Genomic DNA, 25,886 nt, shown 5'->3' on the forward strand with positions numbered 1-25,886 from the left:
CTCAGGTTTCCGCCAGGACGAAGTCGGCGACCCGGCCGGCGTAGCACTCGAGGGTCTTGGACTCGAACAGCACCGAGACGGGGATTCTGACGGCGAGGTCCTCCCTCAGCGCGGCGGTCAGCCGTACGGCCAGCAGCGAGTGCCCGCCCGAGAGGAAGAAGTCGTCGTCCTGCGCGACCTGCGGGGTCTCCAGGACCTCGCACCAGCGCTTGCGGACGATCTCGGCGACCTGTGATTCGATCATCTTGTCTCTCCGTTCCGGTTGTCGCCGGCGGGCGGCCACGGCTGGTCCGGGTGCGCGCAGGCGTGGTCCAGCAGCCGGGTGAACCGCCGCTGGAGTTCATTGACCACGTGGTCGGGGAAGCGGGTGAGCTCGTGCTCCCAGCGCAGGGCGTAGGCGCTCGCGTCACGGCGGCCGGTGCTTCTGCCGTGCTGGAGGCCGCGGTTCATGACGATCACGTTGAGGTCGGTCTTGCCGCGGCCGTTGCCCAGCTCGCGTACGCGCGGCCGCCATGCGCCCAGGCTCAGCTCGGGCAGCGGCGAGTCGTGCTGGCTGAACATGATCGGGTAGAGCGGACTCCTGGCGCCCGGGGCGCTGACCCGGAGGATCTCGGGCGTGGGCAGCCTCTGGTGCCGGTCGGCCGCGACGACCAGGGCCATCTCGGCGCGGGCCGCGTCCGCCGGGCTCTCGCCGTGGAGGCGGCCCCTGACGAGGGGCAGCACGTTCACGAACAGGCCGACCAGCTCCTGGGTGTCGACGTCGCGGTTGGCGAAGCTGGCGCCGACCACGCTCTCCGCCGTGACCTGGCGGAAGACGGCCAGCATCAGCGCGTACGGCGTGACGCCCAGCCGCGCGGCAGCGGACTCCAGCAGCGCCGAGCGCGCCTCGCCGAGCGGCTGGAGGCTGAGGTGGGTGCGCAGTTCGCCGGGCGGATCGGAGTCGGGGCGCCAGTCCTTCAGCCGCTCGTGCCAGTAGGCCCTGGTCGCCGCGCTGCGGTCGCCGTCGGCCCACTCGCGCTGGTCCCTGGCCCAGTCGAAGTAGCTGACCCGGCTCTCCCTCGGCTCCGTGCCGTCGTAGGCGGCCTGGAGCTGGCTGAGGAAGACGCCCACCGACCAGCCGTCGTGGATCAGGTGGTGCTCGCGCTGGAGCAGGACGGTGCCGCCCGGGTGCAGGATGAGGTCCCAGCCGACCAGGGGGAAGTCGTCGTAGCGGAAGGGCCGGTCCACGAGGCGGGCCACCAGGGCCTCGACCTCTTCGGTCGCCACCCGGTGCAGCGCGAGCGGGACGGTGTCGGGCTCCTCGCGCCGGCCTTCGAGGCCCGCGGCGGTGATCCGCCAGTGGCAGCTCAGCGCCGCCTGGTTCCTGAGGACCGCCAGCAGCGACTTCTCCAGCAGGGAGACGTCCGGCGTGCCGGGCCCTTCCAGGATCATCTGGTACTGGTAGCCCATGCCGCTGCCGGTCAGCTCCTCCAGGAAGACGACCGCCTCCTGCCCCAGGCTGCCCGGCCCCTCGTACGCCCGCGCGGCCCGCACGGGTACGGCGGCGCCGGGTTCGATCCCGGCCAGCAGGCGGGCCTGCTCCTTGAGCGGCTGGGAAAGGTTGAGCAGACCCGCGGGGACGGGCAGCCCGATCCGGTCCGCCAGCCGCGCCTGCAGCATGATCAGGTCCAGGGAGCCGGCGCCGAGCACGACGAGGCTGTCGTCGGCGTCGCGCGCGGTGACCCCGCACGCCTGTCGCCAGTCCTCGGCCAGCGCCGCCTGCGCGGGGTCGAACCCGGCGGCCGGGCGTGGCTCGGCGCCGTGCTCCGCGGGATCGGGCAGGGCGGCCCGGTCGAGCTTCTGGTTGGGGGTCAGCGGCAGGCGACCCATGGGCACGATCACCGCGGGCACCATGTGCTCGGGCAGCCGTTCGGCCAGCAGCGCGCGTACGCGGGCGGCGTCGAAGTCGCCGCAGGCGTACCCGGCCAGGCGGGGGAAGCCGCGTTCCGGCTCCCACACGACCACGGCCGCCTCGCCCACGCCGGGACAGGCGCGGAGCTGCGCCTCGACCTCGCCCAGCTCGATGCGGAAGCCGCGGACCTTCACCTGGTCGTCGGTCCTGCCGGCGAAGCGCAGGTTGCCGTCGGCGAGCCGGCGCACCAGATCGCCGGTGCGGTAGAGCCGCTCACCGTCGCGGACGACGAAGCGCTCGGCGGTCAGCTCCGGCCGGCCCAGGTAGCCCCGGCCGACCCCGGCTCCGCCGAGATACAGCTCGCCCTCGGCCCCGTCCGGCACCGGCGCGCCGTCCTCGTCCAGCACGTACGCGGTCGTGTTCGCGATGGGCGTCCCGATCGGCGGCGGCAGCTCGGCGCCCGGCGCGACCTCGGTGCAGGTCGCCACCACGGCGGTCTCGGTGGGCCCGTACATGTTGAGGAAGCGGTAGCCGGCTCCCTCGGGCGGCGCGACCAGCAGCCGTTCGCCGCCGGTGGCCAGCACGCGCAGCGATGAGCCGTCCAGCCAGCCGTGCTCGATGGCGAGCTGGGCCAGCGGGGTCACCATGAACAGCACGTCCAGGCGGCCGTCCGCGGCCCAGCGGCAGAGCTCCTCGGGCGACTTCCTGGCCGGTTCCGGGGCGATGCGCAGTTCGGCGCCGGCGATGAGGGCGCCCCAGATCTCGCAGCCGGCGATGTCGAACCCGCTCGCCGCCGTCTGCCCCACCCGGTCACCCGGGCACACGCCCAAGATGTCGGCGTACCACTGCAGGGTGTTGGCGATGCTCCGGTGCTCGATCATGACGCCCTTGGGCAGGCCCGTGGAGCCGGAGGTGTAGATCACGTAGGCCAGGTCCCCGGGCTCGACGCGCGCTGCGGGCGCGTCGGGTCCGGGGGCCTCGGGCCTGTCGATCCCAAGGACGTCCGCTTCGGAAAGGACCAGCTCGGCGCCCGAGTCGTCGAGCATGAAGCGCAGCCGCGCCTCGGGGTAGGAGCCGTCCAGGGGCAGGTAGGCGGCCCCGGCCTTCAGGACGCCGAGCCAGGCCGTGACCATCGCCGCCGACCGGCCCAGCCGGACGCCGACGATCGAACCCGGGCCGGCGCCCTTCGCGCGCAGCCGGGCCGCCACGGCTTCCGCCCGGCGGTTCAGCTCGCCGTACGACGTCGATCCGGTCGAGTCCACGATCGCGATCGCGTCGGGCGAGGCCGCCACCCGCGCTTCCACCAGCGCCGTTACCGTCTTCACCGCTCCTCCGTTCGCTGTTTTCACGGTGGTCGGACCGCCCTTCGTCTCCCTATCGGCGCCCTATCGCGCTCATGTCGTGATGCGTGCTTTCAGTGCGTGAAGTCCTGTCGTGGCGGCCCTGGCCGCGGCGGCGCCGGTGTCGGCGGCCGCGATCACGTAGCAGAGCCGGTCCTGGAACGAGCGGCGCAGCACCAGGTACTGGCCGGGCTCGCGGGTGAGGCCCACCTCGACCACTCCGGGCACGCGGCCGGCGTCCTTGGTCCCGTCGATCGCGGTCAACGTGCCTTCCTCGCCGGCCACCAGGAACCGGATCGAGGCCGCGCGGTCCCGGGTGGCCCGCAGGGGTTCGTCGCGGCCGGCGGCCTTGGCCACCGTGTGCCGGATGAGGTCGATCCCGGTGGCCTCCTCGACCATGCGCGGGATCATGCCGCCGGCCAGCCGGGGGTTGACCTCGACGATGCGCGCGCCGGCGGCGCCGTACCGGATCTCGACGTGGGCGGGACCCCAGCACAGCTCCAGCGCCTTCAGCGCCGCGTGCGCGAGCTCGCCCGCCGCGGCGCGCGCGGCCGGGTCGAGCGGCGCGGGGAAGTCGTGCCCGACCTCCACGAAGTACGGCTCCGCGCCGAGGTGCTTGCGCGTGACGCCGACCACCTGGTCGTCGAAGGTCTCGACCGAGTATTCGGCGCCGCGCAGGTATTCCTCGACCATGACCGCGCTCTGCGGCGGCAGCCCGTCGGTGTTCAGGACGTGGTGGGTGGCCGCCTCGACCTCGGCGGCGTCGCGGCACAGGCGGGTGGCGACCGAGCCCGATCCGGCGACGGGTTTGACGACGACGGGGAAGCCGATGCGCTGGGCGGCCGCGACGGCGGTGCCGGGGGTGCGGGCGGGCGCGAAGGCGGCGCTCGGCACCCCGGCCTCGCGCAGCACGGCCCGCTGGACCGCCTTGTCGCGGCAGGCGCGGATGGCGCCGGGGTCGGGGTGCGGCAGGCCGAGGCGTCTGGCCACCTCGGCCGCGGTCGCGATGTGGTATTCGGAGCTGCTGGTCACCCCCGCGACCCGGCCGCCGAGCCGGCGGCAGGCGGCCAGCACGACCGCGGGGTCGCCGGTGTCGATCTGCCTGGCCGCGATGCCGTCGGCGGCGACGTAGGGGTAGCGGGCGGGGTCGCGGGCCAGGACGACCGGCCGCAGTCCCAGTTCGCGGGCGCGTTCGCAGAACACCCGCCCGGACCCGGTGGTGTTGCTCTCGACGAGCACGAACCAGCTCATGCCTGCTCCATCACGCTCGTCACGGCCGTCGCCAGCGCGGCGTCGGCCTCGGCCTGCGAGTCGCGCCAGTCCAGGCACCACCGGCGGTGGCGGACCCAGGAGGCGTAGGCACGCTGGTAGGGCTCGGCGAAGGCGCCCGGCCCGCCGCCGTAGGCCTGCTCGCGGACGACCTGGGCGAGGTCGAGGTCCGCCAGCGAGGTGGCGCCCGCGTCGAGCGCCGCGCGCACCGCCGCGCCGACCTCGCGGTGCGCGGTGCGGAACGGCACGCCGTCGCGGACCATCCGGTTGGCCAGCGCGGTCGCGGTCGTGAAGCCGCCCGCGGCCCGCTCGGCCATCCGGTCGGCGTTGGGCCTGGCCCCGCCGACCACGACCTGGGCGAGCTGCACCGCCTGCTCGACGGCGGCCAGCCCCGGCCAGACGCACTCCATGGCCTCGGTGCCGACCTCGATCGTGTTGGTGAACGGCGTCGCCGCCATGGCCGACGCCGCCCCGGCCCAGGCGGCGATCGCCCGTCCCGGCTTGGCCTTGAGGTGTTCCAGCAGGAAGGCGTTGCGCTTTTGCGGCATGGCGGAGCTGCCTCCCACCAGCCGGTCGGGGAAGGCGATGAAGCCGAACTCGGCCGTGCTCCACAGCTGCAGGTCGGTGGCCAGCCTGCTGAGCACGACGCTCAGCGCGGCGGCCGATGCCAGCATGCGCAGCACGGCGTCCCGGCTGGCGACGGCGTCGAGCGCGTGCCGGGCGGCGTCGATGTAGCCGAGCAGGCTCGCGGTGCGCGACGGGTCGATGGGCAGGTCCGTACCGGCGACGGCGCAGGCCCCGAGAGGGCAGATGTGCAGCCCGCCTGCCGCGGCCGCCAGCGCGTCGATCTCCCTGCCCACCGCCCGCGCCACTCCCAGGAGGTAGTAGCCGTACGTGATCGGCATGGCCGCCTGGAAGTGCGTGTACACCGGCATGACCACCGGCTGGTGGGCGCGGGCCCGCGCCAGCAGGATCGCCTCCAGGCGGATGGCCTGCTCGGCGAAGTCCAGCAGCCAGGCGCGGCACCGGAGTGAGGTGATGGTGGCCTTGAGGTCGTTGCGCGAGCGGCCGGTCTGCAGGACGCCGCCGACGTCGGGGCCGAGCCGCTCGATCAGGTATCCCTCGTACATGAGGTAGGTGCCGCGGGGGGCCGGGCGCCCGCTCAGGTCGCCGGGGGTCAGGTCCTCCAGGCAGCGCAGCAGGGCCGCGGCCGCCTTCCTGCCGATGAGCCGCCGCTCGGCGAGCATCACCAGGTGGGCCCGGTCCACCTTCATGATCATCGGGAGCTCGTCGGGGGCGGCGGCGCCGTACACGACCTGCCTGGTCCTTAGTCCGAGCTCGCCGAGGATGCGCCCGGCGTCGTTGTTCACGGTCCCACGACCTCGCCGTAGGAACGCCGTCCCCAGGCGAACCCGGTCCAGGCGGCGTCCGCCGCGGCGGCCACGTCGACGATCTTGGGTTCGGCGGGCAGGAGCAGCCGGTCGTGGCGGTGCTCGGCCAGCCAGGCGTCGTCGTAGACGGTGTCCTGGTAGCGGTAGCCCTCGTCCGGCATCATCACCACCGTGACCGCCTCCGGGTTCTGCTGCGCCCACCAGCGCGCGGCCAGGTACGCGGCGCCGCTGGTCGGGCCCATGAACAGGGCGTGGCTCCGGTGCAGTTCGCGGGTGGCCTGGTAGGCGGCGGCAGCCGAGCACCAGTGCACGTCGTCGAAGACGCTGTGGTCGAGGTTGGCCGGCAGCACGCTCATGCCGAGCCCGCGCAGCTCCCGGTGTCCCTCGGGCTGGCCGAACAGCACGCTGCCGTGGGTGTCCACGCCGATGGCGCGGCAGTGCGGGTCGGTGCGGCGCAGGTGGGTGACGGTCCCGCACATCGAGCCGCCCGAGCCCACCGGCCCGACCACGCAGTCGACCCGGCCCAGCCGTTCGCGCAGCAGCTCGGAGACGATCGCGTAGGAGCGTGGGTTGTCCGGGTTCGTGTACTGCTCCGGGCAGAAGGAGTGCTCCAGCTCCGCGCGTACCTCGGCGAGCCGGTTGAGCCGAGCCGTCTGGAACCCGCCGGGCCCGTCGCCCGCCTCCTTGGGCACCCGGTCCACGACCGCGCCCAGGTCCGTGAGCCGCCGGTACAGCCGCTCGTCGATCGCCGGATCGCTGACCAGCACGAGGCGGCGGTCGAGGTGCACCGCCTGCATGGCCAGCGCCAGCCCGAACGTGCCGGAGGTGGTCTCCACGATCACCGTGTCCGGCGTCAGCAGTCCCTGCTCGGCGGCCCGGCGCAGGATGTAGCGCGCCGGGATGAGCTTCATCAGCGTGAAGCACGCAGCCCACAGGTTCGGTCCCAGTCGTACCAGGCGGGGGTTCTGGTATGCCGCAGTCGCTTCTGTCAAGGCCGGCCTCCATCCCGTGATGAGGCCACTACGCCAAATGTCGCTATTGCCGCCCTATCGCCTGGCCATTGCACGACCGGCGATCTACGTGAAACCCTGCACCGATGTCGCGCGCCTACTGGCAGCTGTGGACCTCATCCGGCCTGTCCAACCTCGCCGACGGCATACTCAAGGTCGCGCTGCCCCTGGTCGCGGTCCAGTTCACCCGCTCCCCGCCGCTCGTGGCCGGCCTCGCCGTCGCCGTCACCCTGCCCTGGCTCCTGTGCGCGCTGCCGGCGGGCGCGCTCGTCGACCGCCTCGACCGCCGCCGCGCCATGCTCGCCGCCAACGTGACGCGCGCCGCGCTCCTCGCCGCCGTGACCGCCGCCGTCCTGCTCGGCTGGGGCTCCATCTGGATCCTGTACGGCGCCGCCTTCCTCATCGGCACCGCCGAGACCGTCTACGACACCGCGGCCCAGTCGATCGTCCCCCAGATCGTCCCCCGCGAGCGCCTCACCCAGGCCAACGGCCGCCTCTTCGCCGCCGAACTGACCGCGAACCAGTTCATCGGCCCGCCACTCGCCGGCCTGCTGGCGGCGGCCGCGGCGGCGCTCGCCTTCGCCACCCCCGCCGCCCTGTGGCTGCTGGCCGTCGCCGCCCTGTTCCTCGTGCGCGGCTCCTACCGCGTCGACCGCGCCGAACCCGCCACCCTGCGCGCCGACATCGCGGCTGGGCTGCGCTACCTGTGGCGGCAGAAGGTGCTGCGCCGGCTGGCGGCGCTGACCGGCCTGTTCAACTTCGCGAGCAACGCCACGACGGCCGTCCTCGTCCTGTACGCCACGGGCCCGATGCGCCTGCCGGAAGCCGGGTACGGCCTGCTCCTGGGCACCATCGCCGCGGGCAGCCTGGTGGGCTCGCTGACCGGCGCCTGGCTGGAGCGGCGGCTGGGCCGTACCCGGACACTCTTCGTGGCCTTGCCGGCCGGCGCGGTGCTCATCGGCGTCCCCGCGGTCACCACCAGCCCGTACCTCGTCGGCGTGGGCTTCTTCGTCGGCGGGATCGGCATCGTGGTGGCCAACGTGGTCATGGTCTCGCTACGCCAGCGCATCACCCCGGACGCGATGCTGGGCCGGGTCAACAGCTGCTACCGGCTGATCGCGTGGGGCACGATGCCGCTGGGGGCTCTCGTGGGCGGCCTGCTCGCCCAGCAGATCGGCCTGCGCCCCCTGTTCGCCGTCATGGCCGTCGTCGCGCTGACCGGCCTGACCTGCGTACGCGCCCTCGACACCTAGCCTTCCAGCTTGCGGAGCGTGGACTCGAGCCAGCCGTAGGCGATCGTCTGCTCCGCCGGCCAGGGGGTCTCCTGGATGATCGACACCAGCTCCCACAACCTGGCCGCCCGCGGATCGTGCTCGTCGAACGCGCGCAGCATCTCCTCCCGGCTCTGCCCCATGGCCGCCAGGATCCGCTCGAGAACCACCGCCGACTCGGGCGAGCCGGGCTCGACGCCGCCCTGCGCCGCGGCCAGCGCCTCCCGCATGAGCTGGGCGTTCGCCTCCTGCCAGGCCTCGAGGTCGATGTCTCCCTCCCAGAAGTCCTTGCTCTGGCGGCGCAGGCTCTCCCGGTAGTCCTCGTCGGCGAGCAGGTCCGCGAGTTCCAGCCAGGCGTCGAGCTGGACGGTGGTCGGCTCCTCGGGCAGTTCGGGAAGCATGCACTCGCGCAGGTTGGCCAGCCACTCGTGCCGGGCCTCGATGCCGCCGCCCACCTCGTCGACGAACTCGTCGAGCAGCAGCTCCATCTCCGCCGTCCCGACCCGGCTGAGCGCGTGCAGCCTGCGCAGATCGTCCTCGGCCGGATCGCCGTCCCTGCCGAGCGTCGCCCTGAGCACCGCCCTGGTCCGCTGGAGCGACTTGAGCTGGGTCTCGACCGCCTTGAGGTGCAGGTCGAGCACGTTTCTCAACCGGCGGTCGCCGAGCGAGCGGATCGTGGCCAGGTCGACCCCGATCTCCCTCAGCGTTCGGATCAGCTCCAGGCGGGCCCGGTCCTCGTCCCCGTAGATCCGGTAGCCGGAGGCGGTCCGCTCCCGCTCGGGCAGCACCCCCGAGTCGGAGTAGAAGCGGATCGTCTTCACCGGCATGCCGGTCAGCTTCGCCAGGCGGCCGATCGTGTAGGTCATAATTCCCTTGAGTCTCCAGTTGCTGGAGACTTTAGCGTACCCGACATGGCGAAGAACAAGGTGACCAGAGTCGTCACCATGCACCTGGAGGCCGGCGGGGCGAACCCAGCGAGCGTCGGCAAGGACCTCGGCCCGCTCGGCATCAACCTCATGGAGTTCTGCCGGCAGTACAACGCGCAGACCCAGGACCGGCGCGGCTTCGTGATCCCCGCGGTCATCACCGTCTACGAGGACCGGTCGTTCGAGTTCGCCACCAAGCAGCCGACCACCGCCTCGTTGATCCGCCGCGTCACCGGCCTCGACGGCGGCAGCCCGCGCCCGGGACACGTGAACGGCGGCTCGATCACCCGCGCCCAGCTCCGCGAGGTCGCCCAGGCGAAGCTCCCCGACCTCAACACCGCCGACCTCGACCAGGCCGAGAAGATCATCGCGGGTACGGCCCGCTCCATGGGCCTCACAGTCCGCGACTAGCGGCGTCGCGGGTGCTTCAGCCACTCAAGAATCGCCTGCGTTGTTTCTTCCGGCTTTTCTTGCTGGATCCAGTGACCGCAATCCAGGCTGACCACCTCCACGTTCGGCACGAAATCCGCCAGCCTTTCGGACTTCGAGACCAGATCCCGGTCGCCATAGATCATGAGCGTGGGCTGTTGGATGATGGGGTTCACGTCCGCCAGCAAGCGCCAGTTGCGGTCAAGGTTCCGGTACCAATTGATACTGCCGGTGAACCCCGTCGACTCGAAGGCGGAGACGAAGACGGCCAGTTCGCCGTCGCTCATCACGGGCTCACCGAGTGGCGTCTCCGCCCTGGCGAGATCGATCAATGCCATACCCGGCTGCTGCTCGTTCTTCCGGTACAGGTTGCGAAGGAACCGGGATGTGTTGTCGTCGAACACGGCGTCAGCTACGCCTGGCCGCCGATTGAAGTGGACGAAATAGAAGTCGCCGTCGAGCGTGTCCTCCATGACTTCGACCCAGGGCTTGTCTCCGCGTTCGAGGTACGGCAGGCTCAGGTTGATCACTTTGTTCACCCGGCCGGGATGCAACAGGGTCAGTCCCCAGACGACTGCCGCTCCCCAATCATGACCGACGAAGACGGCATCTTCGTATCCGTAGTGATCGAGTAGTGCGATGAGATCGCCTGACAAATGTTCGATGTCATAGTCCACCACTTCGGCCGGACGGGACGAGTTGCCATAGCCTCGCTGGTTCGGGACGATGACATGGTAGCCGGCCGCCGCGAGGGCGGGCAGCTGATGGCGCCAGGAAAAGGCATGCTCCGGCCAGCCGTGGCAGAGCACAATGGGCTTTCCCGCATTCGGCCGGCCCGCTTCGAAGACTTCGAGTTCCACACCGTTGACCGAGATGAGGGTGGGCTCGGGGAAATCAGCTGGATTGAACATGGCATTTCCTCTCTTTCTTTGCGACGACCCCTGAGGGGCGTTCGCTCGTGTGTGTGACATGTTGCCGACCGAAACCGGTCACCCCACGACCGGTTTGATGTGGAACCGTGGACGTTGTGCGAACCGACCGGCTGGTGGCCGTCCTCCTCCTGCTGCAACGGCGCGAGCACGTGACGGCAGCGGAGGTCGCCAGGGAACTGGAGGTCTCCGAGCGCACCGCGCGCCGCGACCTCGACGCCCTGGCCATGGCCGGGGTGCCCCTCTACTCCATGCAGGGCAGAGGCGGCGGCTGGCGTCTCGTGGGCGGCGCCCGTACCGACCTGTCCGGGTTGACCGCGAGTGAGGCCCGCGCCCTGTTCCTGGTCGCCGGCCCGGCCTCGGCCGCGACGCCCGCCGTGAAAGCGGCTCTGCGCAAGCTCGTCCACGCGCTGCCGGAACCCTTCCGGGCGCAGGCCGAGGCGGCGGCGTCCTCGTTGGTCATGGACCCGCGACGATGGGGGGCCAGACGGGTCGAGCACCGACCACCCCGCTTCCTCGACGAACTCCAGGACGCGGTGATCCGCGGCGTCCAGGTGCGGCTCGGCTACGTCGACCGCGAAGGCGCCGAATCCGAGAGAACCGTCCACCCGCTGGGCATCGTCGCCAAAGGTCCGTCGTGGTACCTCGTCTCCCACACCGAGGCCGGCCGGCGAACCTTCCGGATCGATCGTGTGTCGTCCGCCGAGCCGACCGGCGATCCCGTGCGCCGTCCCGAGGACTTCGACCTTGCCGAGAGCTGGCGCGAGATCGCCGACGAGGTCGACCGCAAGCGAACGCCCTTCGAGATCCAGGCGCTCTGCGCGCCCCAAGGGATCGGCCCGCTCCGGATAGGGTTCGGCGGCCGGCTCGACGTGGGCGGTTCCACGACCGACGGCCGCGTCGAGGTCGTGATCCGCGGCCACGACGAGTACACGCTCGCCGGCGAGCTTTCCGGGCTGATCGAATGGCTTGAGGTGACCGGCCCCGCAAGTGTGCGGGACCACCTGGCCTCGATCGGCAACGCGCTCGTCGAGCGATACGGCTGAGACCGGCACGAGCGCTCGTCGAACGACCACAGGAGCGTGAGGCTCAGGTAACCCATGGCCGTACCGGCGCGCGAAGGCTCTAGGTCCGCTCTACCTTCCTGAGGAGGAACACCACCACTACGGCCAGCCCGAGCAGGACGGGGACGGCGATGGCCGAGGTCAGCCGCAACCCGTCGGCGAACGCGTCCCGGGCGAAGGCGACGAGCTCGTCGCCGGGCGGCCCGGGAAGCGACCGGGCCACGGCCAGGGCGGCCGGCAGCGTTTCCGCGGCGGCCGGCAGGTGGCCGGGGGCGGCCTCCGTCATGCGGCCGTGGAAGACGGCGTTGACCAGGCTGCCGAGAAGGGCGATCCCCAGGGCGCCGCCCAGTTCCTGGGTGGTCTCCCCCGCGGCGGCGGCCGCTCCTGCCTGCGGGGGCGGAGCGGCACCCACGATCATGTCGATGCCCAGCCCCGACACCGGCATGAGCCCCGCGAACAGCAGCACCGACCCGGTCACGACCACCGGCAGCCCGGCCGACGCGTCCGCCTGGGTGAGCACGGCGAACCCGGCGGCGGCGACGACCAGCCCGGTCCCGAAGATGTAGGCACGGTGGATCCTCCCCGCGAGCGCCGACGCGACGAAGATCGCGACGGTCCCCGCGATGACCAGGGGCAGCCCCCACAGCCCGGCCCTGAGCGGGGACAGCCCCAGCACCATCTGCATGTACTGGGCCATGAGGAACTGCGTGCCCAGCATGAAGATCACGGTGATGGTCAGGGTGCCCAGCGAAACGGTGAAGGCCCGGCTGGCGAACAACGACACGTCCAGCACCGGATCGGCCAGCCGCCGCTGCCGCCGTACGAACGCGACCCCGGCGACCAGCCCCAGCACAACGGCGGCCGTGGGCACCGGCGCGAAGCCGTCCTTGGCCATCTCCTTGATGCCGTACACCACCGCCAGGGCCGCCGTCAGCGACATCACCGCGCTGGGCAGGTCCAGCCGGGCGGGCCGGGGGTCGCGGTACTCGGGCAGCAGGATCGGCCCGAGTACCACCAGCAGCACCATGACCGGCACCGCCGCCAGGAACACCGACCCCCACCAGAAGTACTCCAGCATCACGCCACCCACCAGCGGGCCCACGGCCCCGCCCGCCATGAAGCTGGCCATCCAGACGGTGATCGCCGTCGTACGCTGCCGTGGGTCGTGGAACATGACGCTGATCAGCGACAGGGTGGACGGGCCCAGCGCCGCCCCGGCGAGACCGAGCAGCGCGCGGGCGGCGATCAGGGTCTCGGCGGTGGGCGCGTAGGCGGCCAGCACGGAGGCGATCCCGAACGTGGCCGCCTCGACGAGCAGAACCCGCCGCCGCCCGATCCGGTCACCCAGGGCGCCCATGGGGATCAGCGCGCCGGCGATGAGGAAGCCGTAGATGTCGGTGATCCAGAGCAGTTGGGAGGCGCTGGGATCGAGATCGGCGCTCAGGCGCGGCATGGCCAGGTGCAACACGCTCATGTCGATCATCACGAGCATGGCGGGGAGCGCGAGGACGGCAAGCCCCGCCCACGGCTTCCACCCCGTTTTGGATGTGTCAGGCATGGCCCCAGACCCTAGGAGCCGGGCTTACTCAAAGTAAGGACGTACCCGCAGGTAAGCCGCGTGCCCTGAAGGTAGGACACCAGGAAGCGCCCGGCATGCCCGGCCAGCCGAGTGACGCATTCAACACCTTCTCCCTCCGGGGGTGTCGAATGGCGTCGGGCGCGTTCGTAGCCAAGATGAGAGACCGACGCTACGTCAGGTGGATCGAGCGACCGGTACCCGCATGGCGGCAAGCTGTTCACGAGCAGCCCGCATTCCCTGAACCCGGCCCCATCTGGCCGACGCGTCCAGAATCTCCACCACCCGGCTGTTCACCCTCGCGGAAGAGACAAAGGGAATGGCCCGCGCCAGCTCGTTCATCCGGTCACCGGCGAACTCCACGTCGCCGGAGCGAAGCGTCGTGATTATCTGCCTGCCGAGATACTGAGCGCGAAACAACGGCGACCACTGCCCGATCCGCTCCGCCGCGTCTCCAAGCAGCCGGTTGGCCTCGTCGAACCGATCCAGCTGCCCCATCCCGATGGCCACGTCTCCGGCCATGGCCGCGGCTGCGAAGGGCCCCAGCCCGCTCACACTCAAAGCCCGATCCAGAGCCGCTCTCGCCTCGTCCGCACGCCCGGGAACAGCGGCCAGACAGCGCCCCAGCCGCATATTCAGCGAAGCGACCCTGCTTCCGGAAAGATCCCGCAGCCCCAGACCCTTCCGCGCGAAAACAGCTCCCCTCGCGTGATCCCCCCGCTCAAGACAGACGCGGCTCAAAGCATCAAAGGCCCGCGCCTGCCCGCAGCGGTCAGAAATTCTCGACGCTCCACCGGCTCCTCCACTTCCGGGGATATCCGCACCTGCCAGCCGACCCGGGAAAGCAGCTCTATCGCCTTCCCCATGGTCGTGTCCCGCATTCCTCTGGACACATGAGAAACCCACGTCTGAGATACCCCAAGCGCTTCGGCCAGTTGAGCTTGGGTCCATCGGCGCTGTTCCATGATCGCCTTCAGAGCGGCGGGGAGCGTGCGCACTTCCACGTTTTTGAGCGTATAGCCGAGAACAAAGCGAATCCATCGCCCCATTGCTCTGCGCAATCCTCTAAGTGGCCCCACCGAAACGGCTCTCCAGCATGGCTCTCAACACCGCTGCCCACCACCCGTCGAGGAGAGACCATGTCCGCGGACACGTGGAACATCGTGGGTAATACCGTCGCTCGTCGCACCTACCAAGGCCGAATCGTGGTCCTGACCTTGGGCAGAAACCACCGCACCATCGAACAGACGATCATGGAGTGGGAACAGCGAGAGCGCCAACGGCTGATCACCGACCTGCACGCCCTCGGCGACCTCGTGAACACCGCACTGAACCGGCTGCTGTCGGGCGGCGAACACGCCAGATAGACGATCCGAGCCTGGCGGCCGTGATGAGCTGAGAAGCTTCCTACGCCCAGTGCCAACACCAGCCCATCGTGATCGCCATGAAATCAGCTAGAAGGCCGGGATCGCGCCAGGCTGATCAGTAGAATCAGAGATCGGGTTTCGCGCGGAGTCAGGACACACCCGCCGGGTATGCAGCATCATGAGAGGCGATCGGGGGGGTGGGCATGGCGATCGACCGGTTCACGACACCGCTGTACGGCATAGCCGAGGCGGCGAACTACCTCTCCGTACCCTCATCAACCTTCGCCAGCTGGGCCTTCGGCTATCAGCGACGCCGGCGTGACGGCCAGACCGTTCATGCCAGGCCCGTGATCACGGCCAGGCGGCCTGACCGCGTTCACGAGGCGTCCGTGCCGTTCATCGGTTTGGCTGAGGGCTATGCGCTGGCCGCCTTCCGGCAGGCGGGCGTTCCACTCCAACGGATCCGTCCCGCCATCGACGAACTTCAGCGCGAGTTGGGTCTCGAACACGCCTTGGCGAGCCGCCGGCTCTTCACCGACGGTGCCGAGGTTCTCTATGACTACGCCGAGCATGTTGGCGATGACTCGGCGCGAGAACTGGTCGTCGTCCGCAACAACCAGCGAGTCTTCGCCGAGGTCGTGGCCAACTATCTACGTCGGATCGACTTCGCCGCCGACGGCTACGCCCAGGGCATCACGCTCCCGCAGTATCGCGTCGCCGATGTGAGCGTCGACGCCGACCACGCTTTCGGCCGTCCCCGGCTCGTGCGCGGCGGCGCCAAACTGGAAGACCTCATCGATCTCTTCCAAGCCGGAGAGCCCGTCGACCTCGTTGCTGAAGAGTTTGGTCTGAGCAGGGAAGAGGTCGAAGACGTCATCCGTGTCGCCACCCGAACAGCCGCGTAAGTTCTTCGTCGACCGCAGCCTGGGACGAGTGGCCGTTCCCGGCTTGCTCCGCGCTGCTGGTTGGGATCTCATCACACTCGCCGAGCATTATGGTGTGCCCGAAGACGAGAGCGACTCCGACACAGGCTGGATCGAAGAAAGCGTCCAACCAGGCAGATGGAAGACGAGCGCTTCCGCTACCGCCAGGCCGAGATCGAAGCGGTCGTCGAACATCAGGCCCGCTGCTTCGTCATCACCCGCGGAGACCTGACCTCTGCCGCATATGCCGAGCGGTTGATCGCCAACCAGGCCGCTCTCTTCGCCGCGTCTGACACACCCGGACCGTTCATCTACGCCGTTCACACCGATCGGCTTGAACGGCTCCACCCACGCCGCTGATCACCCTGTGGGCGAAAGCGCTTTGGAAGGCAGTCCGAGCGGAGCGAGGTCCGGCGCGGGGTCGAGCCCCCGGCTCGACTGGAAGAACGCGTGGAGCGGAACTCCATGCTTTTCAGTGGAGCGCGGCTACAGCGGACCGCGTGGATACTCCGGTCAACGTGTAGAAGGCTTCGCTCAGGTTGTCCAGGAGGCGTTCTATGTGGGGCAAGGCCACCGGGTCTGTGCTTTCCAGGGCCAGCCATCGTTCCTCGTCGCTCTCGCCGTACAACATGCTGGTCGCCGCGCGGAAGCGGAGTGCCTTGGGGTCGTCGCCGAAGTGGTGGCCGCCCAGTACCGCCACCCCCAGCCGATCCAGCAGGTGGCGTTCGAGGGTGGCTGAGTCTCGGACTCCCAGCTTGGCCAGTCTGCCGCGGATCGGGGAGAAGTCCGGGTAGACGTAGAAGCCTCCGGTCGGCGGGCGGCCGGCCGCGCCTGCCTCTGTCATCACCTCGTGTACCGCCGCCGCCACCGCCCCGTGCAGCCGGGTGCTGGCCGCCAGGTGCCGCCGCAGCTCCGGTGGTTCCGACAGTGCGTACCGTGCCACCTCCTGCATGGGCCCGGCCAGCGACGACCAGATCTCGCTGGCCAGACCGATGACCCGGCTCTGCAGCGCCAGGCCGTCCACCGTGTCGGGAAAGCGGGCGAAGCCGATCCGCCATCCCCCTAGCGCCAGGCTCTTGCTGAGGCCGGAGGTGACGACGGTCCGGTCGGGGACGTACTCCGCCGGGCTGGTGATGCCGTCGCCGGGCGGGTGCACGATGTCGCGGTAGATCTCGTCGGAGATGACCAGCAGGTCCCAGTCGTCGGCGATCTCCGCCAGCCTGCGCACGACGGCGGCGGGCGCGTGTGTGCCGGTCGGGTTGTCGGGCAGGGTGAGCACGATGGATCGGGGTCGCAGACCGGCTCGTCGTGCCGCCCGCAACGCGGGGACGAGCCGGTCCGGGTCGGGTACTCCGCCGCACTGGGGCGGCACGGGCACGCCGACGACCTCGCGTGCGAACAGCCGTGCTTGTGGCTCGTAGGTGACCCAGCAGGGCCGGGGCAGTACGACGGCTCCCGGCAGGGCCGCCATCAGGGCGAGCAGGACGGGTTTGCTGCCGGGAGCCATGACAACCTGGTCGGCGTGGGTGCGCAGGCCCCGGCGGGTGAAGTAGCCGGCGGCGGCCTCACGGCAGTCGAGTTCGCCGCCGATCTGGCCGTAGCGGTTCCTGGCCGCGCCGGCGTGCAGCCGGTCGGCGAGGAAGTCGGGCACGGGCAGCTGTGATTCGCCGAACCCCAGGTGAATCAGCGGCTGCCCGGCCCGACGTCTGTGGTTGACGAGTTCGTCGAGGGCCAGATTGGGCGAGGGTGGGAAGGCATGGGCGCTCATATCGTCCCTAGGTCCGGCGACGTGCTCGGTGTGCCGCCGCGTGGGCGCGGTTTCCGCAGGTACGGCTGTCGCAGTACACCCGGCAGCGGTTGCGTGAGGCGTCCACGAAGACCCGGGAGCAACCTTCGGCGGCGCACGTCCGCAGCCGGGTCTGCTCACCGTGGACGAACAGGTACGCGAGGGCGAGCCCGCAGTCGGCGGTGAGTTGTTCTGCCACCGGCGCCTCCCCGGCGTGGTGTTGCAGGCGCAGCCGCTGGCCGTCGTACTCGGACAGCCGCAGGGTGAGCCTGGTCCGCCCGAGCAGCCTGTTGAGGCGCTCGACGCCCTGGTCGGGCGCGATGAAGACGTGGTGGAACTCCTCCCGCGAACCGCGCACGGCTTCGAGGTCGGCCCCGGTCAGCTCGTCGGGGTATCCGACCTGGCGGCGCTCGACGAGCGCGACCAGGTCGGCGACGGTGACGAGCTGCGTGTTGACCAGGTCGACCGCCGTGGCCAGCGAGCGGATCAGGTCTTGGCTGAACAGCATGCGTTCTCCCGGCCGGAAAGGAAGGATTAGCCGATGAAAGGATTAGGAGATGTACGTGAAGTACGACCGGAGGGCCGGCATGAGCACCTTGAGCGGCACCCGGCCGTAGACGCCGAGGGCGAGCAGCAGGTTGTAGCGCAGGTTCTGGCGCGGCATGCCGTGGCGTACGGCGGCGATGCCGCGCAGGGCGCTGACCTTGTCGTGCCAGTCGATGTTGAACGACACCGAGGAGCTGAGCGAGGAGACCTGGTGCAGGGTGCCGGGCGGCATGTAGAACAGGTCGCCGGCCTGGACGTGTGCCTCCATGACGCGCACGCCGCGGAAGTTCGGGTGGCGGTCGTAGTCGGGGTCTTCCGGGTTCACCTCGGCCCAGCGCCAGTTGTAGGTGTAGCAGCGGTCGCGGTCCTCGTTGGCGACCATGACGAAGCGCTTGCTGCCGTCGAGCTGGAAGAACAGGTTGTGGGTGAGCAGGGTGTCGAAGTGCAGCGTGGTGACGGCCTGCGAGGGGCCGACGAAGAACTGCGGGAAGACCGCCCAGTTGTCGCGGAAGAACGCGGGGAACAGGTGGCCGGGGAAGGGTTCGAGGTCCTGCCGCAGTTCGGGGATGAACGTGAGCAGCGGCACGTCGTGCAGGTACGCCGGCCGTTCGACGTCGTCGGATCCGCGCTGCTCCCAGGCGGTGACGGTCTTGGAGTAGTCGTCGAGCCGGACGGTCGTGGTCTTGCCCTCGGCCACGCGCCCGGTCTTGAGCCGTACCGGCAGGTCGGGCGCGATCGAGGCGAGGTAGGGCAGCGACCAGCGCTGGGCGGCGGGAAGCTCGGCGAGGGCGCCGGGCATCAGGACGGGCTTCTTGTTGACGTACTCGGCGTAGAACTCCTCGGCGGAGAGCTGCGGCCGGACGTCAACCGGCGAGTACGGGCTTGTGATCGGCATGGCTCCTCCTGGTGGAGTCGGCGAGGATCGAACGGATCACGTCGAGCACGTAGCCGATGTCCTCGGGCTCGACTCCGTAGTGGGTCACGGCCCGGATCTGCCCGTGGCCGAGCTCGGCCAGCGCCACGCCCTGGGCCTGCGCGGCGGCGATGAACGTGGGGTTGTCCATGGTGAGGACGCGGAAGAAGACCATGTTGATGCCGGGCTCGGCGCGGTCGACCGCGATGCCGGGGATGGTCTCCAGGCCGTCGGCGAGCCGCCGGGCGCTCTCGTGGTCCTCGGCCAGCCGGCCGCTGTTCTCCAGGGCGACGATCGCGGCCGCGGCCAGGACGCCGGCCTGCCGCATCCCGCCGCCGAGCATCTTGCGCAGGCGGCGCACGTCGCGGATGAACGGCCCGGTCCCGACGGCCATCGAGCCGACCGGCGCGCCGAGTCCCTTGGACAGGCAGAACATGACGGAGTCCGCGTACCCGGCCAGTTCGGCGACGGGCACGTCGGCGGCCAGCGCGGCGTTGAAGATGCGCGAGCCGTCCATGTGCACGGTCAGGCCGTTCTCACGGGCGAAGTCCGTGACCTCGCGCAGGTACGCCGCCGGCAGTACCTTGCCGCCCCGGTGGTTCTGCGGGTTCTCCAGGCAGAGCAGCGCGGGCAGGGCGAACTGCGGATCGTCGGAGTCGGGCGGGAAGGCGGCGGCGATGGCGTCGAGGGCCATCGTGCCGTCGGGGTTGTTGGGGATCGGGTGGTAGATCACTCCCCCGCATACCGAGGCCCCGCCGGCCTCGTACACGTAGATGTCGGATTCCTCGCCGACGATGACCTTCGAGCCGCGCGGGCAGTGGGTCATGATGCTGGCCAGGTTGCTCATGGTGCCGCTGGGCATGAAGCAGGCGGCCTCCTTGCCGAGCAGTCTCGCGGCCAGGACCTCCAGCGCGTTGACGGTCGGGTCCTCGCCGTAGACGTCGTCGCCGAGTTCGGCGGCCACCATCGCCTCCAGCATCCGCGGCGAGGGCAGGGTGAAGGTGTCGCTGCGCAGTTCGACTCGCCGCTTGGGGGAACTCACGTCGGCCTCCTAGCCGGGCGGGCGGTGCGGAAGAGGTGGGAGCCGCCGGCCAGCGCGGAGCATTCGCCGATCGCCTTCCCCAGCTTGGCGGTGTAGTCGGGGTCGGCCTCGTCGAGCAGGATGCCGAGCATGGTGCCGCTGTGCGCGGTGACGACGCCGAGGCCGCCGACGCCGCCGCAGATGCCGAGGACGTCGCGGAGCATGCGCTTGGGGTGCATCCGCTGGTGCATGGCGGCGCTCCTGCTGGCCACGTGGCCGATCTCGGCGGTGTCGCCGGCCGGGACCGCGACGCGCAGCGTGTCCAGGAGCCGCTGGTACTCCTGCCGGGCGGAGTCGGAGAAGCGCCGGTGGCCGCGGTTGAAGGCGACCGTGTCCACGCTGCCGCCCTCGTCGACGCCGACGATGGTCATGTCGGGCAGGTGGCCGAGGTGTTCGAGGAGCCGTACGTCGCGGTGGCGGAAGGCCACGGTGCCCGGGTACATCACGCCGTCGGACGGTTCGATCCTCCGCATCAGCTCCTCGATCTCGCCCGGTGTGGGCAGTTCGCCGAGCGCCCGGCCCACGGCCCACGCGGTGGCGACGAGGTCGGCGGAGGAGCTGGCGAGCCCTTTGCCGATGGGCAGGTCGGTGTCGACGTGGAGGTCGCCGCCGCCGCGGAAGCCGCGGACCGTGAGCATCGAGCGGGCCAGCGACCTGGCCTTCTTCCGGTCTCCGGGGACCACCCGGATGTCGGTGGTCCGCCGGTCATAGCGGAAGCGGGCGGTGCTGCCCGCCTCGATCGGCAGGGTGACCAGGAAGTCCACCTGCGGGTCTACCAGTGCGCCTTGGAGCAGTTCGCCGAAGGTGCCGCACGCCTGTCCGGTTCCGAGAGCCTCGGAGATCGCCGGCACCTCTACGTGGATCGACACCGTTATTCCCAGGGGTTGTTGGCGGAGCGCCGCGATACCAGAAGCCGGAGAGTCCGAGTCAATTTGGCGGTGAACATGGCCTGCGTCTCCTTCGCCTCACCCGTTTGGGGCTGGTTCCTGTGGATCAACTGGCCTCAGGCTCAAGCGGGCGGGCATCGTCCCACTACCGTTTCGCTATCGCCCCGAACGCGCGGCGATAGTCGCAGGTCAACGTGGGTTTGGGGGGTAGGTTGCAAGATCCGGCTATCCGGTACGGCGGGCCGTACTCCTGCTGTGGACCAGGTCGAAGACGGCGGCGGCGAGCGCCACGGCCACGAAGGCGATGACCACCACGAGCCCGTGCCGGAACGCCGAGGGCCACCCGGCGTGGAGCGCGCCGAAGAAGATCGACCCGGTGGCGGCGATGCCGAAGGCGGAGCCGAGCCGCTGGCCGGTCTGGAGTACGCCGGCGGCGCTGCCGCCGTTGACCGGCGGCACCTCGGACAGGCTGATCGCCTGGTTGGGCGCGATCACGAGCCCGCTGCCGAGGCCGGCGATCAGCAGGGTCGGCGCGTTGGCCCAGCCGAGTTCGGGTCCGGTCCAGATGCCGGTGACCACGATGGTGGCGGCGAGCCCGGCGATGACGACGGCGAGGCCGACGGCGACGAGCAGCCGCCCGGCCCGCCCGACCAGGCGTCCGCCGGCGATGGCGGCCAGGGAGGAGCCGATGGCGAACGGGGTGATGGCCAGTCCCGCTTGGAGCGCGGTGTAGTGCAGGCCGTTCTGCAGGTAGAGGGTGTAGATGAAGAAGATGCCGGTGAATCCGGCGAAGTAGAACAGGGCGATGACGGCGCCGAGGCTGTAGGAGTGTTTGGCGAACAGGCCGAGCTGGATCAGCGGCTCACGCTTGTAGCGGCGTTCCCAGGCGACGAACAGCGCCAGTACGGCCAGCGCGGCGGGCACGAGCAGCCATTTGGCCTGCCCCTCCCACTGGTGCTGCTGCACGAACGGCAGGAGCAGGCCGAACACGCCGATCCCGAGCAGCAGCACGCCGACGGGGTCCATGCTCTCCTGCCGCCCCTTCACCCCGGGCGGCAGGAGCTTCCAGGCCAGCGGCAGCAGGATGACGCCGATCGGCAGGTTGACCAGGAACACCCACCGCCAGCCCTCCTCGTGCCCGAACGCGGTGACGAGCGCGCCGCCGATCGTGGGACCGGCCGCGGTGGCGATGCCCATCGTGGCGCCGAACGCGCCGAAGGCCCGGCCGCGCTCCTGGCCCTGGAACATCTGCTGGATCAGCCCGGACACCTGCGGGTTGAGCATGCCGGCCGCGACGCCCTGGACCAGCCGGGCGGCGATCAGCAGCGGCATGGTGGGCGCGAATCCGCAGGCGGTGCTGGCCAGCGTGAACAGGGCGACGCCGACCATGAAGACGGCCCGCCGGCTGCGCGCGTCGCCGAGCCGTCCGGCGGGCACGAGCAGCAGCCCGAACGTGAGCGCGTACCCGGACAGCGTCCACTGCAGGCCGTCCTCGGTGGCGTGCAGGCTCTCCTGGATGGACGGCAGCGCCACGTTGACGATGCTCACGTCGAGGCCGGACATGAACGCGGCCGTCAGGCAGACACCCAGGGCGGGCAGTCGTCTCACGCTGGGCCTGTGTCCGCCACAGACCAGGGGAAACCTGACATTCTCTCCGTTGGCTGAGCCGTGAGGTTGGCCTTACCGCCGGGCGGCAAGGTTCGACAGGTGAGCTCACGACAGCATGGACTGCAGGCGGTTCTCGGGCCGCTGAGCAGGGCGGCCGTCTTCACCGTGGCGACGGTGAAGCACGACGCCGCGGCCCGTGAGGCGGTCAGGTCGCTCTGCGGCGACCTGGCGGCGCTGCGGCGCACGGTCGGCTTCCGCAGCATGGACGGCAACCTGTCCTGCGTGCTCGGCATCGGCGCCGAGGCGTGGGACCGGTGGTTCGACCTGCCGCGCCCGGCCATGTTGCGCCCGATGCCCGAGGTGCGCGGCGTCCACCACGCGCCCTCGACGCCCGGCGACCTGCTGCTGCACCTGCGGGCCGAACGCATGGACCTCTGCTTCGAGCTGGCCGCGCTGGTCATGGACCGGCTGGCGGGCGCGCTGTCGAGCGTGGACGAGGTGCACGGCTTCCGCTACTTCGACGCCCGGGACCTGCTCGGCTTCGTGGACGGCACGGAGAACCCCGAGGACGAGCTGGCCGCCGATTCGGTGCTGATCGGCGAGGAGGATCCGCTGTTCGCCGGCGGCACGTACGTCACCGTGCAGAAGTACGTGCACGACCTGGCCGCCTGGAACGCGCTGCCCGTCGAGTACCAGGAGCGCGTCATCGGCCGTACCAAGCTGGCGAACGTCGAGCTGGACGACCAGACCAAGCCGACCTGGGCGCACAACGCGCTGACCGTCATCGAGGAGGACGGCAGGGAACTGAAGATCGTGCGGGACAACATGCCGTTCGGCAACGCCGCGGCCGGCGAGTTCGGCACCTACTTCATCGGCTACTCCAGGACTCCGGACGTTCTCGACCGGATGATCACGAACATGTTCGCCGGCGACCCGCCCGGCAACTACGACCGGATCCTGGACTTCTCCACCGCCCTGACCGGCTCGACCTACTTCGTCCCGACGCCCGACCTGCTCGAACGGCTGGCCGAACCGCAGGCGCCGGGCGCTCTGGAGATCGGCAGCCTCAAAGGAGTCCCGCAGTCATGAACAACCTGCACCGCGAGCTCGCCCCGATCTCCGACGCCGCCTGGGCGCAGATCGAGGAGGAGGTGGCCCGCACGTTCAAGCGCAACCTGGCCGGCCGCCGCGTGGTCGACACCCACGGCCCGACCGGCGCCGACAGCTCGGCCGTCGGCACCGGCCACGTCACCGGGATCCAGCCGCCCGGCGACGGCGTCGAGGCCAGGCAGCGGGGTGTGGCGGCGCTGGTGGAGCTGCGCCGGCCGTTCGAGCTGAGCCGTGAAGCGATCGACGACGTCGAGCGCGGCTCCGGCGACTCCGACTGGCAGCCCGCCAAGGACGCCGCGACCGCCCTCGCCATCGCCGAGGACCGCGCGATCTTCCAGGGGTACGGCGCCGCCGGCATCACCGGCATCGTCCCGGCCAGCTCGCACCGCCCGATCCCGCTGCCCACCGAGTTCACCGGCTACCCGGAGGCGATCGCCCAGGCGCTCAGTGCCCTGCGGGTGGCCGGCGTGGACGGGCCGTACACGGTCCTGCTGGGCCCGGAGGCGTACACGGGCGTCACCGAGACCAGCGACCACGGCTACCCGGTGCGCTCGCACATCGAGCGGATGGTGGACGGCGACATCATCTGGGCGCCCGCGCTGGCCGGAGCACTGGTCCTGACCACCCGCGGCGGCGACTACGACCTGCACCTGGGCGAGGACCTGTCGATCGGCTACCTGTCGCACACCGCCGACACGGTGACGCTCTACCTGCAGGAGTCGTTCACGTTCCTGCCCTTCACGAGCGAGGCGGCGGTCCCGCTGGCCCAGCGCCAAGGTTGACGGGCAGGGCGGTGAGCCGCACGCCCATGATGCCGCCGTAGGTCTGCTGGCGCAGCTCGCCATAGGGTATGGCGAGCCGGGCGCCGGGGAAGTCGGCGGCCAGGACGTCGGCCACCGCGCGCAGTTCGAGCTGGGCGAGCTGGGCCCCGACGCAGAAGTGCGCGCCCGCGCCGAACGTGAGGTCGGGGCCTGGCTCGCGGCCGGGATCGGCGTTGATGCCCTGGATGTCCACCAGGACGGGCGAGCGGGCGGGCACAAGCTCCCCGGCGAGCTCGATCTCGGCGGTGGTGAACCGCCAGAGCGTGTAGGGCGCGGGCGGGTGGTCGCGCAACGTCTCGCGCACGAGCTCGTCGGCACCGGCCGGAGCGGTGAGCGCGCGGGCGACCAGGAACCCGAGCGCGGCGTCGGTGGTGAGCTGGCCCGCGAAGATCAGCCCGAACAGGTAGTAGAGAAGCTGCTCGCGGGTGGTGCCCTCCGGCACGCGCTCGCGCAGTTCGGCGGCGAGCCCGCCGCGCGCGCCGTCCAGTCCCGCCTCGGCCAGCCGGGCGAGCTCGGCCATCGCACGGCCCTGCGCTCCCGGCTCGGGGTCGAACATCAGCCTGCACGCCTCCGTCGCCATCCCCACCCGGTCGAGCGGGATGCCGAGCAGGTCGAGCAGGACGGTCAGCGGGTAGCGGACGGTGAATCCGGCCGTCAGGTCGACCGGCTGCGGCCCGCCGGCGAGTTCGGTCAGCAGTTCGCGGGCCAGCTCGTGGACCCGATCGGACTGCGCGGCGATCCGCCTGGCGTTGAGCAGCGGGGCGTGGGCGCGGCGCAGCTCGGTGTGGGCGGGCCCGTCGAGCGTGGTGAGCGACGGCTGCGCGGCCGCGGGCGGTTCGAGCGCGGCACGCCGCGGGTCCCAGCTCTCCGGCGCGTTGGCCGGGTCCTTGGCGATGCCGGGGTGGGCCAGCACCTCGCGGGCCAGGCTCTCCTCGGTCACGATCCAGACCGAGCCGCCGTACGGCGCGGCCACCTTCACGATCGGCCCCGCGGCGCGCAGCGCTTCGCGGGCGGGGTCGGGGTCGGCGAGGCCGCGGATGCTGGGGGCGAACGGGTCGATCATCGGCACTCCAGAGGTCGAATATATCTCCACCATAAAGTATCTCTACAGTGAAGTCATCTCCCGTAGGCGGCCAGAAAGACGCGCACCCCCTCGTCGGCGTAGTGGTTCAGCTCCTTCTCGTCGTAGAGCGCCGCCTCGACCGGCAGGGACATCGCCCTGTTCAGCGGGATCGACAGCACCAGCCAGTTGAAGTGCTGGGCCGCCAGCAGCGGGTCCGGCACGTCGAGCAGCCCGCGCCGCCCGAGCGCCTCGAACCACCCGGCGAACAGCGCGCTCGATCGCACCGGCCCGTTCTCGTACCAGGCCCGCGCCAGGTCGGGGAAGCGGTCCGCCTCGCCGATGAGCACGCGGCGCATGCGCAGCAGTTGCGGCTGCATGACCACGGCCAGGTGCATGCGCGCGTACTCCCGCAGGTCGCGCTCCAGGTCGTCGGTGCCGGGCATGGCGGCTTCGAGCGGGTGCGTCTCGACCTCGATCTGCGAGATGTCGAGCGTGATCAACTCGGTGAACAGCCGCTGCTTGTCGGCGAAGTGCTTGTAGACGGTCTGCTTGGAGACCTCGGCCATGGCGGCGATCTCGTCCATGCTGGTGCCCGCGTAGCCGTTGCGCAGGAAGAGGGTGCGCGCGGCGTCGACGATCGCGCGACGCTTTCTGGCGGTGCGTCCGTTGTCCATGGAGAGATGGT

At 70.7% G+C, this 25,886-nt stretch carries 27 protein-coding genes; 9 read left to right on the forward strand and 18 right to left on the reverse strand.

The genetic code is table 11. From position 1 onward, the window contains the following. Position 1 precedes the first annotated feature (1 nt). From ACFWY5_RS20960 to ACFWY5_RS20980, 5 genes are all read right to left on the reverse strand, one after another. Positions 2-244, reverse strand: coding sequence for a phosphopantetheine-binding protein (locus tag ACFWY5_RS20960; RefSeq protein WP_184966298.1), 243 nt, complete (start codon positions 242-244; stop codon positions 2-4). Then, positions 241-3,216: an amino acid adenylation domain-containing protein gene (locus ACFWY5_RS20965; RefSeq protein WP_379633707.1), complete on the reverse strand. Its 2,976-nt coding sequence runs from the start codon at positions 3,214-3,216 to the stop codon at positions 241-243. The genes ACFWY5_RS20960 and ACFWY5_RS20965 overlap by 4 nt, the downstream gene beginning before the upstream one ends. A gap of 69 nt (positions 3,217-3,285) precedes the next feature. Then, positions 3,286-4,482 (reverse strand): ATP-grasp domain-containing protein, encoded by a 1,197-nt coding sequence (locus ACFWY5_RS20970; RefSeq protein WP_379633709.1) that lies wholly within the window; start codon positions 4,480-4,482, stop codon positions 3,286-3,288. After that, positions 4,479-5,870 carry an argininosuccinate lyase gene (argH, locus tag ACFWY5_RS20975; RefSeq protein WP_379608895.1) on the reverse strand — a complete coding sequence of 464 codons (1,392 nt, stop codon included), beginning with the start codon at positions 5,868-5,870 and terminating at the stop codon, positions 4,479-4,481. The genes ACFWY5_RS20970 and argH overlap by 4 nt, the downstream gene beginning before the upstream one ends. Further along, a complete protein-coding gene (locus ACFWY5_RS20980) occupies positions 5,867-6,883 on the reverse strand; it encodes a cysteine synthase family protein (protein WP_379633711.1) in 1,017 nt (338 codons plus the stop codon). Before ACFWY5_RS20980 ends, argH begins: the two co-directional genes overlap by 4 nt. 104 nt (positions 6,884-6,987) lie before the next feature. On the opposite strand from ACFWY5_RS20980, the gene ACFWY5_RS20985 reads away from it, so the two are divergent. Then, positions 6,988-8,154 (forward strand): MFS transporter, encoded by a 1,167-nt coding sequence (locus tag ACFWY5_RS20985; protein WP_379633713.1) that lies wholly within the window; start codon positions 6,988-6,990, stop codon positions 8,152-8,154. Here the strand turns inward: ACFWY5_RS20985 and ACFWY5_RS20990 are convergent. Further along, positions 8,151-9,038: a MerR family transcriptional regulator gene (locus ACFWY5_RS20990; RefSeq protein ID WP_379633715.1), complete on the reverse strand. Its 888-nt coding sequence runs from the start codon at positions 9,036-9,038 to the stop codon at positions 8,151-8,153. The two genes, ACFWY5_RS20985 and ACFWY5_RS20990, sit on opposite strands and share 4 nt — an antisense overlap. A gap of 45 nt (positions 9,039-9,083) precedes the next feature. Between ACFWY5_RS20990 and rplK the strand changes: the two genes are divergently transcribed. Beyond that, complete coding sequence (rplK, locus tag ACFWY5_RS20995) at positions 9,084-9,509, forward strand: 50S ribosomal protein L11 (RefSeq protein WP_379608891.1); 426 nt, start codon at positions 9,084-9,086, stop codon at positions 9,507-9,509. On the opposite strand, the gene ACFWY5_RS21000 is transcribed toward rplK, so the two are convergent. Beyond that, a complete protein-coding gene (locus tag ACFWY5_RS21000; protein ID WP_379633717.1) occupies positions 9,506-10,438 on the reverse strand; it encodes an alpha/beta fold hydrolase in 933 nt (310 codons plus the stop codon). The genes rplK and ACFWY5_RS21000 overlap by 4 nt on opposite strands. A 107-nt stretch (positions 10,439-10,545) precedes the next feature. Between ACFWY5_RS21000 and ACFWY5_RS21005 the strand changes: the two genes are divergently transcribed. Further along, positions 10,546-11,502 (forward strand): helix-turn-helix transcriptional regulator, encoded by a 957-nt coding sequence (locus tag ACFWY5_RS21005; protein ID WP_379633719.1) that lies wholly within the window; start codon positions 10,546-10,548, stop codon positions 11,500-11,502. Positions 11,503-11,581: 79 nt separating this feature from the next. Here the strand turns inward: ACFWY5_RS21005 and ACFWY5_RS21010 are convergent, their stop codons facing one another. The 3 genes from ACFWY5_RS21010 to ACFWY5_RS21020 form a co-directional block, all read right to left on the reverse strand. After that, entirely contained in the window at positions 11,582-13,078 is a 1,497-nt protein-coding gene (locus ACFWY5_RS21010; RefSeq protein ID WP_379633721.1) for an MFS transporter, read from the reverse strand. A gap of 195 nt (positions 13,079-13,273) precedes the next feature. After that, positions 13,274-13,618, reverse strand: a complete 345-nt coding sequence (locus tag ACFWY5_RS21015; protein ID WP_379633723.1) for a hypothetical protein — start codon at positions 13,616-13,618, stop codon at positions 13,274-13,276. Between the two features lie 215 nt (positions 13,619-13,833). After that, positions 13,834-14,145, reverse strand: a complete 312-nt coding sequence (locus tag ACFWY5_RS21020) for a helix-turn-helix domain-containing protein (protein ID WP_379633725.1) — start codon at positions 14,143-14,145, stop codon at positions 13,834-13,836. A 90-nt stretch (positions 14,146-14,235) separates the two neighbouring features. Here ACFWY5_RS21020 and ACFWY5_RS21025 point away from each other — a divergent pair, with 90 nt between their 5' ends. From ACFWY5_RS21025 to ACFWY5_RS21040, 4 genes are all read left to right on the forward strand, one after another. Beyond that, complete coding sequence (locus ACFWY5_RS21025; RefSeq protein ID WP_379633727.1) at positions 14,236-14,463, forward strand: hypothetical protein; 228 nt, start codon at positions 14,236-14,238, stop codon at positions 14,461-14,463. Between the two features lie 203 nt (positions 14,464-14,666). Continuing rightward, the gene (locus ACFWY5_RS21030) at positions 14,667-15,368 is read left to right on the forward strand and encodes a hypothetical protein (protein ID WP_379633729.1); all 702 of its coding nucleotides are present in this window, start codon (positions 14,667-14,669) and stop codon (positions 15,366-15,368) included. Between the two features lie 28 nt (positions 15,369-15,396). Further along, positions 15,397-15,618 carry a hypothetical protein gene (locus ACFWY5_RS21035; protein WP_379633731.1) on the forward strand — a complete coding sequence of 74 codons (222 nt, stop codon included), beginning with the start codon at positions 15,397-15,399 and terminating at the stop codon, positions 15,616-15,618. Continuing rightward, on the forward strand, positions 15,525-15,746 hold the full coding sequence (locus ACFWY5_RS21040; protein ID WP_379633759.1) for a hypothetical protein: 222 nt from the start codon (positions 15,525-15,527) through the stop codon (positions 15,744-15,746). The genes ACFWY5_RS21035 and ACFWY5_RS21040 overlap by 94 nt, the downstream gene beginning before the upstream one ends. A 112-nt stretch (positions 15,747-15,858) precedes the next feature. Here the strand turns inward: ACFWY5_RS21040 and ACFWY5_RS21045 are convergent, their stop codons facing one another. The 6 genes from ACFWY5_RS21045 to ACFWY5_RS21070 all read right to left on the reverse strand — a co-directional run bounded on the left by ACFWY5_RS21045 (position 15,859) and on the right by ACFWY5_RS21070 (position 22,207). Beyond that, the gene (locus ACFWY5_RS21045) at positions 15,859-17,154 is read right to left on the reverse strand and encodes a pyridoxal phosphate-dependent aminotransferase (protein ID WP_379620250.1); all 1,296 of its coding nucleotides are present in this window, start codon (positions 17,152-17,154) and stop codon (positions 15,859-15,861) included. A gap of 7 nt (positions 17,155-17,161) precedes the next feature. Continuing rightward, positions 17,162-17,680 carry a CGNR zinc finger domain-containing protein gene (locus tag ACFWY5_RS21050; RefSeq protein WP_379620248.1) on the reverse strand — a complete coding sequence of 173 codons (519 nt, stop codon included), beginning with the start codon at positions 17,678-17,680 and terminating at the stop codon, positions 17,162-17,164. A gap of 42 nt (positions 17,681-17,722) precedes the next feature. Continuing rightward, on the reverse strand, positions 17,723-18,613 hold the full coding sequence (locus tag ACFWY5_RS21055; protein ID WP_379620246.1) for a cupin-like domain-containing protein: 891 nt from the start codon (positions 18,611-18,613) through the stop codon (positions 17,723-17,725). Continuing rightward, entirely contained in the window at positions 18,582-19,673 is a 1,092-nt protein-coding gene (gene ltaE, locus ACFWY5_RS21060) for a low-specificity L-threonine aldolase (RefSeq protein ID WP_379633733.1), read from the reverse strand. The genes ACFWY5_RS21055 and ltaE overlap by 32 nt, the downstream gene beginning before the upstream one ends. Beyond that, entirely contained in the window at positions 19,670-20,581 is a 912-nt protein-coding gene (locus ACFWY5_RS21065) for a hypothetical protein (RefSeq protein ID WP_379620242.1), read from the reverse strand. The genes ltaE and ACFWY5_RS21065 overlap by 4 nt, the downstream gene beginning before the upstream one ends. A 243-nt stretch (positions 20,582-20,824) precedes the next feature. Continuing rightward, positions 20,825-22,207 (reverse strand): MFS transporter, encoded by a 1,383-nt coding sequence (locus ACFWY5_RS21070; protein WP_379633735.1) that lies wholly within the window; start codon positions 22,205-22,207, stop codon positions 20,825-20,827. A gap of 99 nt (positions 22,208-22,306) precedes the next feature. On the opposite strand from ACFWY5_RS21070, the gene ACFWY5_RS21075 reads away from it, so the two are divergent. Together ACFWY5_RS21075 and ACFWY5_RS21080 are read left to right on the forward strand one after the other, a co-directional pair. Further along, positions 22,307-23,296, forward strand: a complete 990-nt coding sequence (locus ACFWY5_RS21075) for a Dyp-type peroxidase (RefSeq protein ID WP_379620238.1) — start codon at positions 22,307-22,309, stop codon at positions 23,294-23,296. Then, positions 23,293-24,099, forward strand: a complete 807-nt coding sequence (locus tag ACFWY5_RS21080) for a family 1 encapsulin nanocompartment shell protein (RefSeq protein WP_379620236.1) — start codon at positions 23,293-23,295, stop codon at positions 24,097-24,099. Before ACFWY5_RS21075 ends, ACFWY5_RS21080 begins: the two co-directional genes overlap by 4 nt. Here the strand turns inward: ACFWY5_RS21080 and ACFWY5_RS21085 are convergent. Both ACFWY5_RS21085 and ACFWY5_RS21090 read right to left on the reverse strand, forming a co-directional pair. Continuing rightward, positions 24,056-25,201 carry a cytochrome P450 gene (locus ACFWY5_RS21085; protein ID WP_379633737.1) on the reverse strand — a complete coding sequence of 382 codons (1,146 nt, stop codon included), beginning with the start codon at positions 25,199-25,201 and terminating at the stop codon, positions 24,056-24,058. The two genes, ACFWY5_RS21080 and ACFWY5_RS21085, sit on opposite strands and share 44 nt — an antisense overlap. A gap of 53 nt (positions 25,202-25,254) precedes the next feature. Next, positions 25,255-25,875: a TetR/AcrR family transcriptional regulator gene (locus ACFWY5_RS21090; RefSeq protein WP_379633739.1), complete on the reverse strand. Its 621-nt coding sequence runs from the start codon at positions 25,873-25,875 to the stop codon at positions 25,255-25,257. Between the last annotated feature and the right edge of the window lie 11 nt (positions 25,876-25,886).

It is taken from the genome of Nonomuraea sp. NPDC059007, assembly GCF_042740555.1.
Lineage (GTDB): Bacteria > Actinomycetota > Actinomycetes > Streptosporangiales > Streptosporangiaceae > Nonomuraea.

Coding starts and splice junctions, on each gene's coding strand:
- ACFWY5_RS20960 (WP_184966298.1), bottom strand. CDS start 244: ATGATCGAATCACAGGTCGCCGAGATCGTCCGCAAGCGCTGGTGCGAG.
- ACFWY5_RS20970 (WP_379633709.1), bottom strand. CDS start 4,482: ATGAGCTGGTTCGTGCTCGTCGAGAGCAACACCACCGGGTCCGGGCGG.
- ACFWY5_RS20985 (WP_379633713.1), top strand. CDS start 6,988: ATGTCGCGCGCCTACTGGCAGCTGTGGACCTCATCCGGCCTGTCCAAC.
- ACFWY5_RS20990 (WP_379633715.1), bottom strand. CDS start 9,038: ATGACCTACACGATCGGCCGCCTGGCGAAGCTGACCGGCATGCCGGTG.
- rplK (WP_379608891.1), top strand. CDS start 9,084: ATGGCGAAGAACAAGGTGACCAGAGTCGTCACCATGCACCTGGAGGCC.
- ACFWY5_RS21000 (WP_379633717.1), bottom strand. CDS start 10,438: ATGTTCAATCCAGCTGATTTCCCCGAGCCCACCCTCATCTCGGTCAAC.
- ACFWY5_RS21010 (WP_379633721.1), bottom strand. CDS start 13,078: ATGCCTGACACATCCAAAACGGGGTGGAAGCCGTGGGCGGGGCTTGCC.
- ACFWY5_RS21015 (WP_379633723.1), bottom strand. CDS start 13,618: ATGGCCGGAGACGTGGCCATCGGGATGGGGCAGCTGGATCGGTTCGAC.
- ACFWY5_RS21020 (WP_379633725.1), bottom strand. CDS start 14,145: ATGGGGCGATGGATTCGCTTTGTTCTCGGCTATACGCTCAAAAACGTG.
- ACFWY5_RS21025 (WP_379633727.1), top strand. CDS start 14,236: ATGTCCGCGGACACGTGGAACATCGTGGGTAATACCGTCGCTCGTCGC.
- ACFWY5_RS21030 (WP_379633729.1), top strand. CDS start 14,667: ATGGCGATCGACCGGTTCACGACACCGCTGTACGGCATAGCCGAGGCG.
- ACFWY5_RS21040 (WP_379633759.1), top strand. CDS start 15,525: ATGGAAGACGAGCGCTTCCGCTACCGCCAGGCCGAGATCGAAGCGGTC.
- ACFWY5_RS21045 (WP_379620250.1), bottom strand. CDS start 17,154: ATGAGCGCCCATGCCTTCCCACCCTCGCCCAATCTGGCCCTCGACGAA.
- ACFWY5_RS21050 (WP_379620248.1), bottom strand. CDS start 17,680: ATGCTGTTCAGCCAAGACCTGATCCGCTCGCTGGCCACGGCGGTCGAC.
- ACFWY5_RS21055 (WP_379620246.1), bottom strand. CDS start 18,613: ATGCCGATCACAAGCCCGTACTCGCCGGTTGACGTCCGGCCGCAGCTC.
- ACFWY5_RS21080 (WP_379620236.1), top strand. CDS start 23,293: ATGAACAACCTGCACCGCGAGCTCGCCCCGATCTCCGACGCCGCCTGG.
- ACFWY5_RS21085 (WP_379633737.1), bottom strand. CDS start 25,201: ATGATCGACCCGTTCGCCCCCAGCATCCGCGGCCTCGCCGACCCCGAC.
- ACFWY5_RS21090 (WP_379633739.1), bottom strand. CDS start 25,875: ATGGACAACGGACGCACCGCCAGAAAGCGTCGCGCGATCGTCGACGCC.